The 11,801-nt window shown below is 71.0% G+C and carries 9 protein-coding genes; 7 read left to right on the top strand and 2 right to left on the bottom strand.

Annotated features, from left to right (window positions below):
- The first annotated feature begins 185 nt into the window (after positions 1–185).
- Both ADK66_RS28045 and ADK66_RS28040 read left to right on the top strand, forming a co-directional pair.
- Complete coding sequence (locus ADK66_RS28045) at positions 186–1,607, top strand: M1 family metallopeptidase (RefSeq protein WP_053660639.1); 1,422 nt, start codon at positions 186–188, stop codon at positions 1,605–1,607.
- 106 nt (positions 1,608–1,713) lie between these two features.
- Positions 1,714–3,174 carry a M1 family metallopeptidase gene (locus ADK66_RS28040; protein ID WP_053660550.1) on the top strand — a complete coding sequence of 487 codons (1,461 nt, stop codon included), beginning with the start codon at positions 1,714–1,716 and terminating at the stop codon, positions 3,172–3,174.
- A 96-nt stretch (positions 3,175–3,270) separates the two neighbouring features.
- Here the strand turns inward: ADK66_RS28040 and ADK66_RS28035 are convergent, their stop codons facing one another.
- The gene (locus tag ADK66_RS28035) at positions 3,271–4,392 is read right to left on the bottom strand and encodes an LCP family protein (protein WP_053660548.1); all 1,122 of its coding nucleotides are present in this window, start codon (positions 4,390–4,392) and stop codon (positions 3,271–3,273) included.
- A 142-nt stretch (positions 4,393–4,534) separates the two neighbouring features.
- On the opposite strand from ADK66_RS28035, the gene ADK66_RS28030 reads away from it, so the two are divergent.
- Both ADK66_RS28030 and guaA read left to right on the top strand, forming a co-directional pair.
- Positions 4,535–6,238: an FAD-dependent oxidoreductase gene (locus tag ADK66_RS28030; RefSeq protein WP_053660546.1), complete on the top strand. Its 1,704-nt coding sequence runs from the start codon at positions 4,535–4,537 to the stop codon at positions 6,236–6,238.
- A gap of 142 nt (positions 6,239–6,380) precedes the next feature.
- Entirely contained in the window at positions 6,381–7,937 is a 1,557-nt protein-coding gene (gene guaA, locus ADK66_RS28025; RefSeq protein WP_053660544.1) for a glutamine-hydrolyzing GMP synthase, read from the top strand.
- A gap of 7 nt (positions 7,938–7,944) precedes the next feature.
- Here guaA and ADK66_RS28020 read toward each other — a convergent pair whose 3' ends face one another.
- Positions 7,945–8,337: a PspC domain-containing protein gene (locus ADK66_RS28020; protein WP_082377705.1), complete on the bottom strand. Its 393-nt coding sequence runs from the start codon at positions 8,335–8,337 to the stop codon at positions 7,945–7,947.
- A gap of 143 nt (positions 8,338–8,480) precedes the next feature.
- On the opposite strand from ADK66_RS28020, the gene ADK66_RS28015 reads away from it, so the two are divergent.
- From ADK66_RS28015 to ADK66_RS28005, 3 genes are all read left to right on the top strand, one after another.
- Positions 8,481–9,431: an NUDIX hydrolase gene (locus tag ADK66_RS28015; protein WP_053660541.1), complete on the top strand. Its 951-nt coding sequence runs from the start codon at positions 8,481–8,483 to the stop codon at positions 9,429–9,431.
- Between the two features lie 122 nt (positions 9,432–9,553).
- The gene (locus tag ADK66_RS28010) at positions 9,554–10,510 is read left to right on the top strand and encodes an NUDIX hydrolase (protein WP_369814843.1); all 957 of its coding nucleotides are present in this window, start codon (positions 9,554–9,556) and stop codon (positions 10,508–10,510) included.
- A 344-nt stretch (positions 10,511–10,854) separates the two neighbouring features.
- Positions 10,855–11,793 (top strand): phosphatidylcholine/phosphatidylserine synthase, encoded by a 939-nt coding sequence (locus ADK66_RS28005; protein ID WP_053660537.1) that lies wholly within the window; start codon positions 10,855–10,857, stop codon positions 11,791–11,793.
- Positions 11,794–11,801: the final 8 nt, after the last annotated feature.

Raw genomic sequence — 11,801 nt, 5'->3', positions numbered from 1 at the left:
GTTCCGAACGCGTTACATCTTGGGGTCAGACAGTAACGTCGGCGGTGGCCAAAAGAAAGTGTCAATGTGAGCTAACTTTTGCTTGTTTCAACGAAAGTAACTGACGATCGTCGATACACACCTCCGGCACGGCCGTGCTGGCTACGCTCGTCGTGACCCGGGCGACCGGGCGAAAGGAGACGTGCATGGTCCTTACCGGACGGACGTCGCGCCGCCACCGGCTGGCCATCGTCACCGCGTTCACCTGCGCCGTCGCGCTCGGCGCCGCCGGATGTACGGGCGCTGACAACGACGGGTTCCGGCCCGGTGCCGCCGACGCCGGTGACCCGTACGTGCCCGGACGCGGCAACGGCGGCTACGACGTCACGCACTACGGCCTGGACGTCCGCTACGACCCGACGACCGACCGGCTCAGCGGCCGGGCCGCCATCACTGCCACCGCCATCCAGGATCTGTCCCGGTTCAACCTGGACCTCGCCGGCCTGGACGTAGGAGCGGTCACCGTCGACCAGGCGCGGGCCGAGCACCGCCGCGACGCCGGCGAACTGGTGGTGACCCCACGCGACCGGCTGCCACGCGGCCGGCAGTTCACAGTGGTTGTCGACTACCAGGGTGTGCCCAGCGCCGGCACCGACGGTGCGCTGGGCAGCGGTGGTTTCCTGCACACCGACGACGGCGCGATCGCACTCGGTCAGCCCGACTCCGCAGCCACCTGGTTCCCGGTCAACGATCACCCGTCGGACAAGGCCAGCTACGACATCGCCGTGACCGTTCCGGACGGACTGGCCGCACTCAGCAACGGCGTGCCCGGCCCGCGGAGCAGCGCCGACGGCTGGACCACCTGGCGCTGGTCGGAACGCACCCCGATGGCCAGCTACCTGAGCACCCTCGTGATCGGAAACTACCGGGTGGTCGACGGCGAGCACGCCGGACGACCGATGGTCACCGCCGTCGCGGCGAGCCTGCCGGCGACAGGTGGCGCGGCCGGCTCGCTGGCCCGCACCGGCGAGATCGCGGACTTCCTGGCCAGCCGCTTCGGCCCGTACCCGTTCGACTCGTACGGGGGCATCGCCGTTGCCGACGACCGGATCTCCTACGCGCTGGAGACCCAGTCCCGGCCGGTCTATGGACCCGCCTTCTTCACCGACGACAGGCTCAACCCGGGCGTTGTCGCGCACGAGTTGGCCCACCAGTGGTTCGGCGACAGTGTCTCCCTCAGCAGGTGGGGCGACATCTGGCTCAACGAGGGCTTCGCCAGCTACGCAGAGTGGCTGTGGGAGGAGCACGACGGTGGCCGGACGGCGCAGCGCAACTTCGAACTCCAGTACGCGGTGACGGACTGGTCGCAGCCGTCGGTCGAGCCGGGCCGGGAACGGATGTTCGGCACCGCCGTCTACAAGCGCGGTGCGCTCGCCGTGCACGCGCTACGCCGGACCGTCGGTGACGACACGTTCTTCCGCATCCTGCGTACCTGGACCACCGAGCGGGCTGGCGGAAACGCCACCACCGGGGACTTCGTGGCGCTGGCCGAGCGGGTGTCGAACCGGCAGCTGCGGCCACTCCTGGACGCCTGGCTTGTCGGCGGCACAGCGCCCACCCTGCCGTGACGGGCCCGTGATGCCCTGTCGATAGGCTGCCGCCTGCGATCGGCACGGGCACCGGTCGCGCGCGGGCGGTCGATGCCTCCGCGCTGCCGTACGGGGAGGGTTCGTGATGCGGGGAACGCCGCGCAGGCTGCTGGTTGCTGCAGCACTGCTGGTGACCGGGGCGCTCGTGACGTCCGGGTGCGACTCGACCGCGCCGGACGCGGCGACACCGGCACCGAGCGCGTCCCCGAAGCCGTCGCGGGTGTTCACCGCCGGTGCGGCCGGAGTCGGCGACAGCTACTTCCCCACCTACGGCAACGGCGGCTACGACGTCGGGCAGTACACCATCAAGGTGCGCTACGACCCGGCGAAGGACCGGCTTACCGGCACCGCCACAGTGCAGGCCACAGCTACGGCCGACCTGTCGACGTTCAACCTCGACCTGGCCGGCCTGACCGTCAGGGAGGTGACGGTGGACGGGGCACCGGCCACCCACAGCCGGGACGGGAACGAGCTGGTGATCAAGCCGGCCGCCGGCCTGATCACCGGCAACGGGTTCGTCGCCGAGATCGCGTACTCCGGCGTTCCGAAGCCGCTGGAGAACGAGGCGCTCGGCAGCGGCGGCTTTCTGCACACCCCCGACGGCGCAATCGCGCTGGGCCAGCCCGAGTCGGCGAGCACCTGGTTCCCGGTCAACGACCACCCGTCCGACAAGGCCGCCTACGACATCGAGATCACCGTCCCGAAGGGGCTCACCGCGATCAGCAACGGTGTGCCGGGTGGCTCGACAACCACTGACGGCTGGACCACCTGGAAGTGGTCGGAGAAGTCGCCGATGGCCAGCTACCTGAGCACTGTGGTGATCGGCAAGTTCCGGATCACCACAGGCGAGCACAAGGGGCGGCCGGTCTACAGCGCGGTCACCTCGACAGTGGCCAAGGGCGCCCCGGACGCGTCGATCGCGCAGACCGTCAAGGTGGCCGACTACCTGGAGAGCGTCTTCGGGCCGTACCCGGTCGACGCGTACGGCGGTGTGGTGGTCTCCGACAGCCGGATCTCCTACGCGCTGGAGACCCAGAGCCGGCCGGTCTACTCCGCAGGCTTCTTCAGGCGTGGCGAGAACACCGATGTGGTCGCCCACGAGTTGGCCCACCAGTGGTTCGGCAACAGTGTGGCGCTCGCCAAGTGGGAGGACATCTGGCTCAACGAGGGCTTCGCGACGTACGCGGAGTGGCTCTGGGCCGAGCACACCCGGCAGTCCACAGCCAAGCAGGCGTTCCAGGCCCGGTACGCCGGCGTGCCTGCCGAGGTGTGGAGGACGCCGCCGGGCCGGCCGGGGATGACGAAGCTGTTCAGCGAGTCGGTCTACGAGCGCGGCGGGATGACGGTGCACGCGCTGCGGGTGGCCGTCGGCGACAAGGCGTTCTTCGAGATCATCAAGACCTGGCTGGCCGAGAAGCGCAACGGCACCGCCACCACGGCGGAGTTCGTGGCCCTGGCGGAGCGCATCTCCGACAAGAAGCTCAAGCCCCTCTTCGACGCCTGGCTCTACGGCACCAAAAAGCCCCCAGCCCCCAAACCCCTCTGACCCTCCAACCCGCGATCTTGCACTTTCTGCCGGGGCGGAAGGGGCGAATCGCCACAAGCCGAGGACCGCAAGTGCAAGATCGCGGGGGAGGCCGGGTTACGTTTTTACCTGCAGGGTCGGGTGTTTTGTCAGGTAGGCGTCGGCTCGGCCTGCGCGGAGTTCGGTGAGGAACCCTCGGCCGGTCGCGGTGAGCTGCTCGCCGCGGTAGGCGCTGCCCCTGCCGACGCCCGAGCCGGGCAGGCCGACGAGTACGAACCGGTTCTCCGGCACATTGCTGAGCGCGTACGCCAGGTCGACGATCCGGCGACCACCCACGTAGATCAGGGTGTTGCCCAGCGCGGCGACCACCTGGTCGACCCGTTCCGGCTGCCGGGCCAGGCCCTCGTCGAGAATCTTGCGGGTCAGGGCACGGATCAGCTGCTGCTGGTGGCGCTGCCGGGCGTAGTCCCCGCCCGTCATGTAGCGCTGCCGCGCGTAGTCCAGCGCCTGCCAGCCGTTGAGGTGCCGCTCGCCCTTCTCGTAGACCATCTGCGGCCCGGTGTAGCCGCCGGGCGCGCTCTGCCGGTGCTTGCCGTCCGGCCGGCGGTGCATCGAGGCGACCCGCTGGTCGACGTAGATGTCCACCCCTCCGAGGGAGTCGACCAGCCGGTCGAACCCGTTGAAGGTGAGCACCGCGCCAGCGTCGATGCGCAGCCCGGTGTAGCCGCTGACGGTGCTGCGCAGCAGCTCGTACCCCTGGGCGGTGTTCGGCTGCTTCGGCTTGCCCGGCACCCGGCTGCCGTAGCTCATGGCGTGGGTGAGCTTGGTCCGGCCGCCCGGATAGCCGGCCTTGGGGAACGCCGGGATGTCCACCACCAGGTCACGGGGCAGGGAGAAGAGGTACGCCTTACCCAGCCCTTTCGGTACGTGCAGCACGAGTACGGCGTCGGAGTGCGGCTCCCAGCCGGGCACGCTGACACGGGTGTCGACCCCGACCAGCAGCAGGTTCAGCGGGCCGGTGATGTCGGCGCCCGGCGGCGGACCGGTGGGGCTCGGGGTGGGCGTGCTGACCGGCGACGGGCTCGGCGAACCGGCCGCCGGCGCCGCGCGCTGTGGCGTGTCGTCACCGGCCAGCCGGTTGATGACCACCGTCCCGGCCACGACAAGAGCCACGATCGCCAGGGCGGTCAACCCGAACAACAACCACCGTCGGCGCGGTGCCATCGACCCCAGAACCATCTCTGCTTCCTTCCCCGTATCGGAACAACGCTCCGACGGGTGCTCCGGGTTGCGGCCGGACGGCTCCGGGTCGGTTGGCCGGAGCATGGTCGCGCGAAAACTGCCGCTAGCGCGAGCGCTACTCGCGAGTAATGATGCGTGTATGCGGTATGACGTGCTCGTCATCGGATCCGGGTTCGGTGGCAGCGTCACCGCGCTCCGCCTCGCCGAGAAGGGCTACACGGTCGGCGTGCTGGAGGCCGGCCGGCGCTTCGCCGACGACGAGTTCCCGCAGACGTCCTGGCGGTTCCGCAGGTTCCTGTGGGCGCCGAAGCTGGGCTGCTACGGCATCCAGCGGCTCACCCTGCTCCGCCCCGCCGACCGGCGTTCCGGGAACGGGGTGTTGGTGCTCTCCGGCGCCGGGGTGGGCGGCGGATCGCTCGTCTACGCGAACACCCTCTACGAACCCCTGCCGGCCTTCTACACCGACCCGCAGTGGCGGGACATCACCGACTGGCGCGACGAGCTGGCCCGACACTACGACCAGGCGAAACGAATGCTCGGCGTCACCACGTACCCGGTGGACACCGGCGCGGACCGCGCCATGCGGGCGGTGGCCGAGCGGATGGGGGTTGGGCACACCTTCCACGCCACCCCGGTGGGTGTGCACATCGGTAGGCCCGGCGAGCGGGTTGCCGACCCGTACTTCGGTGGCGCCGGCCCGGAGCGCACCGGCTGCTCGCACTGCGGTGGGTGCATGACCGGCTGCCGGCACGGGGCCAAGAACACGCTTGTGAAGAACTACCTGTGGCTCGCCGAGCGGCTGGGTGTCACGGTGCACCCACTGACTACCGTGACCGCCGTCAAACCGGCGGCAGGCGGCGGGTACGACGTGCACACCGTCCGCACCGGCGCCTGGGTGCGTCACCGCCGTCAGGTGATCCACGCCGACGAGGTGGTGTTCGCCGCCGGGGCGCTGGGCACCCAACGGCTGCTGCACGCGATGAGGGACGACGGCGTGCTGCCGAAGCTCTCGGCCCGCGTCGGCGAGCTGACCCGGACCAACTCGGAGGCGATCCTGGGCGCCTCGGTGGCCCGCCAGCAGGCCCGGTCCGAAGGGCTGGACTTCACCGACGGGGTGGCGATCACCAGCTCGTTCCACCCCGACCCGCAGACCCACATCGAGCCGGTCCGCTACGGGCGCGGCTCCAACGCCATGGGGCTGCTCCAGTCGCTGCTTGTCGACGGTGGCCCGCACCGGGTCCGGCGCTGGCTGGGCAGCATCGCGCGCCAGCCGAGGCTGGCCGCCCGGATGCTGTCGGTGCGCGGCTGGTCGGAACGGACGGTGATCGCCCTGGTGATGCAGTCGGTGGACAACTCGCTGACCACCCGCCGGCGGCGGGGCGTGTTCGGCCGCCGGCTGGTCACCGGCCCCGGCCACGGCGCGCCGAACCCGACCTGGATCCCGGCCGGCAACACCGCCGCCCGGCTGCTCGCCGACGAGATCGGCGGTACGCCCGGCGGCTCGGTCACCGAGCCGTTCGACATTCCGGTGACAGCGCACATCCTGGGCGGGGCGGCGATCGGCGCCACCCCTGCCGACGGGGTGATCGACCCCTGGCACCGGGTGTACGGCCACCCAGGGCTGCACGTGGTGGACGGGGCCGCGGTCTCGGCCAACCTCGGTGTGAACCCCTCGCTGACGATCACCGCGCAGGCGGAGCGGGCGATGTCCTTCTGGCCGAACAAGGGCGACGAGGACCCCCGCCCGCCCCTCGGCACCCCGTACCGCAGGCTCCCGCCCGTACCCCCGAACAACCCGGCAGTCCCGCCAAGCGCCCCCGCAGCTCTGCGCCCCACCTCCTGATCTCGTCGATCTTGCAGTTTCGGTCGCCCTTACGCGGCATGTGCGAATTTTGTCGAGGCAGCAAGTGCAAGATCGCGGGAGGCCGCGGTGGACGGCGTGCCGGTGGCACGGGTGGAGGTGGTCCTGGGTAGGCTTTGTGCACATGAGCCTGCCTCGCCCAGTCCTCGTGGTGGACTTCGGAGCCCAGTACGCCCAGCTCATCGCACGCCGGGTTCGCGAGGCGAGGGTCTACTCCGAGATCGTGCCGCACTCGATGCCGGTCGCCGAGATGCTTGCGAAGAACCCTGCCGCGATCATCCTCTCCGGTGGCCCGTCCAGCGTCTACGCGCCGGACGCCCCGCAGATCGACGCCGGCATGTTCACGTCCGACGTTCCGGTCTTCGGCATCTGCTACGGCTTCCAGGCGATGGCCCAGGCGCTGGGCGGCACCGTCGCGAAGACCGGCAACCGTGAGTACGGCGGCACGCCGCTGCGCCCCCGCCTCCTCGAGCCGGGCGTGCTGCTGCGTGACCTGCCGGCCGACCTGCCGGTGTGGATGAGCCACGGCGACTGCGTCACCGAGGCCCCGGAGGGCTTCACGGTGACCGCCGAGTCGGCCGGCGCGCCGGTGGCGGCGTTCGAGGATCTGGCCGGTCGCCGGGCCGGTGTGCAGTTCCACCCGGAGGTCGGGCACACCGCGCACGGCCAGGAGATGCTCCAGCGCTTCCTGTACGAGATCGCCGGGATCGAGCCGACCTGGACGCCCGAGAACATCATCGACGAGCAGGTGGCCCGGATCCGCGCCCAGGTGGGCGACAAGGAGGTCATCTGCGGCCTGTCCGGCGGGGTGGATTCGGCTGTCGCCGCCGCGCTCGTGCACAAGGCCGTCGGTGACCAGCTCACCTGCGTCTTCGTCGACCACGGCCTGCTGCGCGCGGGCGAGGCCGAGCAGGTGGAGAAGGACTACGTGGCGGCCACCGGCATCAAGCTCAAGGTGGTCGACGCGGCGGACCGGTTCCTGGGCGCGCTGGCCGGGGTGACCGACCCGGAGCAGAAGCGCAAGATCATCGGGCGGGAGTTCATCCGGGTCTTCGAGGCCGCCGCCCGCGAGATCGCCTCCCACGGCGACGTGGAGTTCCTGGTCCAGGGCACCCTCTACCCGGACGTCGTCGAGTCCGGCGGCGGCACCGGCACCGCCAACATCAAGAGCCACCACAACGTCGGCGGTCTGCCGGAGGACCTGAAGTTCGCGCTTGTCGAGCCGCTGCGCACGCTCTTCAAGGACGAGGTCCGGGCGCTCGGCCTGCAACTCGGTCTGCCCGAGGCGATGGTCTGGCGGCACCCGTTCCCCGGCCCCGGCCTGGCCATCCGCATCATCGGCGCTGTCGACCAGGAGCGGCTCGACCTGCTGCGCCGTGCCGACCTGATCGCCCGTGAGGAGCTGACCGCGGCAGGGCTCGACCGGGGCGTGTGGCAGTTCCCGGTGGTACTGCTCGCCGACGTCCGCAGCGTCGGCGTGCAGGGTGACGGGCGCAGCTACGGGCATCCCGTGGTGCTGCGCCCGGTCTCCAGCGAGGACGCGATGACCGCCGACTGGTCGCGCCTCCCCTACGAGGTGGTCGCCCGGATCTCGACCCGGATCACCAACGAGGTGGCCGAGGTCAACCGGGTGGTGCTGGACGTCACCAGCAAGCCGCCGGGCACCATCGAGTGGGAGTGAGCGCCGCTCAGGCCGCCGGCGGCATGCTGGGCGGGGTCGACGGCGGCATGCTCGGCAGGGTCGTCGTCGCGCTAGGCGGGGCCGTCGGCGGGTAGGGCTGCGTCGGGGCGTACCCCTGCTGGCCGCCCATGGTGGGCGGACCCTGCGGCGCGGTGCCCGCCGGGTGCGGCCACGCGGGCGCGCTTGTGGGCTCCTCGGGCATCAGGAACCACATGATCGGGTACGCGAACAGCGCCAGCCCGCCGGTGAGCAGACCGGTGACCGCGAAGATCACCCGGACCAGTGTGGGGTCGACGTCGAAGTAGCGACCGAGACCGCTGGCGACACCTGCCACCATGCGGTCGGTCGTGGGTCGCCGGAGCTGCTTGTACGGGGCGCGGGGAGTGGCGGTGGTTGTCATGCCTCCACAGTCCGCGCTGGCGCCCTGTCCGACCTCGGTGACCGCCCGGATCCTTACCCTGACCGATCCCTGAGCGAGGCCATAAAGTCAGGAATCCGACTCTTTTCCGTTCCGGTAACCCGACCCGGGGAGAATTTGCTTCCGTGACCACCATGCTGGAGCCGCTTCGCAGGATCGCGGCATACGCAGTTTGTGCTGATTCAGACGGCCGAGTGTTGCTGGTCCGCGCATCGGAGCGCTCCGGCACCCCCGGCACCTGGTCGCTGCCTGGCGGGGCGGTCGACCACGGCGAGGACCCCAACCACACTGTGGTCCGCGAGACCGCGGCCGAGACGGGCCTGTCCGTCGCCGTGGCGGGCCTGGCCGACGTGCTCGCCGACATGCGGGCACTGCCTGAGCGTGGCATCACCATCCACACCGACCGGCTGATCTACCGGGTCGCGGTGCGCGGCGGGACGCTCGCCGACCGGGCTGGCGATCGCCCCACCGACCTGGCCCGCTGGTACACCCTCGACGAGGCGCGTCTGCTGCCGCTGCGCTCGTTCACAGCGCGTGCCCTCGGGCTGCCCGCCTCCTCGGCCGACGTGGTGCCCGACGAGGCACCCGAGTTCCCCTCCTTCTACGCGGTTCCCGGCCCCGACGGGCTGCACCGGGCGCAGCGCTTCGCCGCGTACGCCGTGTGCACCGACCCGGCCGGTCGGGTGCTGCTCACCCGGGTTTCCGACGGCTACCCGGGCGCCGGCTGCTGGCACCTGCCCGGCGGTGGCACCGACTACGGAGAGCAGCCCGGCGCGGCGCTGATCCGTGAGCTGGTCGAGGAGACCGGCCAGACCGGTCGCCTCGTCGAGTTGCTCGGTGTGGCCAGCCACCGCGACGCCGCCTCGCTCGGCCCGGAGGGCTACCCGATCGACTGGCACGGCGTCCGCGCCTTCTACCGCGTGGTCGTCGACCAGCCCAACCCGCTGACCATCGCCGACGTGGGCGGCTCCACCTGCGAGGCTCGCTGGTTCGGCCGCGACGAGCTGGGTGCCCTCCCCACCGACCGCCTCACCGAGGTGACAGCAGAAGCGGTGCAAGCAGCCCGCCTGACCTGACCGCCTGCGCCCCGCCCCTGCCCTGCGCCCCGCCCTGCCCCCGCCCTGCCCCCGCCCTGCGCCGTTGATCATGAGGTTGACGGGGTGATATGTCTGTCCCGGCCCCGCTAACCTCATGATCGATGACATTGGCGGGTGGGCGGGAAGCGCGTGGGCGGGGGAGCGGGCAGGTGCGGGAGTGGCGACAGGTCGGGGCGTACGGAGTGCTGCGGGACGAGCGCGGGCGGGTGTTGCTGGCGCGCGGGTCGGAGAACTCCCCGTGTCCGGGGGTGTGGCAGTTTCCCGGGGGCGGGGTCGAGCACGCTGAGCACCCGGCCCGGGCTGTCGAGCGCGAGTTCGCTGTGGGGACCGGGCTGACCGTCGCGGTGGGCGCGATCCGCGCGGCCGTCGCCGATGTGGCCAGCTTCCCCGACGCCGATGTCAGGACGCACACCGACCGGCTGGTCTTCGAGGTCGAGGCGACGGGTGGTGACCTTCGGTCCGAGCCCGCCGGTGGCAGCGACGAATTGGGTTGGTTCAGTCCCGATGAGGCGGCGGCCCTACCGCTGATGCCGTTCACCGCCGAGATGCTCGGGCTGCCGGTGTCACCTCTGCCCGCCGGTCTTCCCCGGGTGCCGCCGCCCGATCCGGCCCCGAACGCCGACCGCCGCCTCCGCTTCGGGGCGTACGGGCTTGTCACCGATCCGGCCGGGCGAATCCTGCTCACCCAGATCGCCCCCGGCTACCCGGGGGCCGGCAAGTGGCACCTGCCGGGTGGCGGCACCGATCACGGCGAGCAGCCGACCACAGGGCTGCTCCGTGAGTTGGTCGAGGAGTGCGGTCAGCTGGGTCGGGTGGTGGAACTGCTCGGGGTGGACAACCTGCACAATCCCGCCGCGCTCGGCCCGGAAGGCCGTCCACTGGACTGGCACGGCGTTCGGGTGATCTATCGGGTGCTCGTGGACGTACCTACCGACGCGGTGGTGACGGAATCCGCTGGCGGCTCGACTGCCAGGGCCGGCTGGTTCACCCGGGCCGAGATCTCCGGCCTGTCGTTGACCGGGGTTGCGGCGATGGCAATCGGACAGCTGGGTCGATAGCCCTCCGCTCGGCGAGCCGAGATGGTGACCCTCCGGTACAGTCAGAGGTGGGAATGATGGAGGAAACGGGCGATGAGGCCCAGGATGGGAATAAGACAGCGATTCGTGCGGTTTAAGCCTACAAGTACCGCCGGCAGCTATCGCCAAGCCACATTCCCCTATGCGATGGTGTACTCCGCAGAACGGCTGCCGGGCCCACGCAAGGTCCGGCACTAGATGACCGGACACCCGCCCTCACGGCGGTAAGCCGATCCGGTGATGGAGGAAACGTGCCGAGAGCCCCATGGCGCCGGCGTCGTACGACTGACAGTCCGCGCCCCGCTGGGCGTCGCTGGGCGGGCCGGTTGCGCCGCAGCAGCACGTTCGCCCGCCAGGTGCTTCTGGTTCGCGTGGGCCGCCGCGACGGCGACCTGCGACCCACCGACCTCGCGCTGCCCGAGCACCGGTACGCCGAGCGGCAGCGTCGCCGCTACGGCCTGGACCGGCTCAACCGGCAGTCGTTTGCCGCCAGCCGGGCGGAGATCGAGGCGGTGACGCCGGTCAGCCCGGCACTGCCGCCCACCGCGTACGCCGACGAGGCGTCGTCCGGCACGATCCCGCTGCTGCCCGGCGAGCGCACTGTCGCCCGCCGGATGAAGTTCGCCCTGGTCAACGCCTGCACGCTGGCCAGCCTGATGCTCGGCATGCTGGCGATCTTCCTGGCCATGCAGGGTGAGGTGCAGATTGCCGCGCTCTGCCTGATCGCCTGCGTCGCCTTCGACGGTCTCGACGGCGCTCTGGCTCGCCGGCTCGGCGTGGCCAGCCCGTTCGGCGCCCAGATGGACTCGCTCGCCGACATGTGCTCGTTCGGCCTCGCGGCACCCGTTGTGGTCTACGCGTCGCTCGCCGGCTCCGCTCCGACGGCTGCGGCCGCGGTGGCCTGCGCACTGGTCGCAGCCTGTGCCGCGATCCGGCTGGCCCGCTTCAACGTCTCGCCGAAGGACGGCCGGTTCTTCTCCGGCGTCCCCACCACGATGGCGGCGGCGGTGCTCGCCGTGACAGTGGCGATCGGCGTGCCGGTGTCCGGCCCCGTGCTGGTCGCCGGGGTGGCTCTGCTCGCCTTCGCGATGGTGTCCAGCTTCCCGTACGCCAAGCTCGCCCGCCTGATGAAGCTGCCGCCGTGGCTGTGGCTGGCCCCGGTGGTCGGCGCGCTTGTCGACGTCCAGCTCACGTTCGTCCTGATCGTGGTGGGTTACCTGGTCAGCGGGCCGGTGCTCTGGCTGCGCCAGCGTCGCACCGCCTGACCCCCCGA

The sequence above is a fragment of the Micromonospora sp. NRRL B-16802 genome, from assembly GCF_001279555.1.
GTDB lineage: Bacteria > Actinomycetota > Actinomycetes > Mycobacteriales > Micromonosporaceae > Micromonospora > Micromonospora profundi.
The sequence above is the reverse complement of the archived record's forward strand: the minus strand, read 5'-3'. Positions and strand labels throughout refer to the sequence as shown.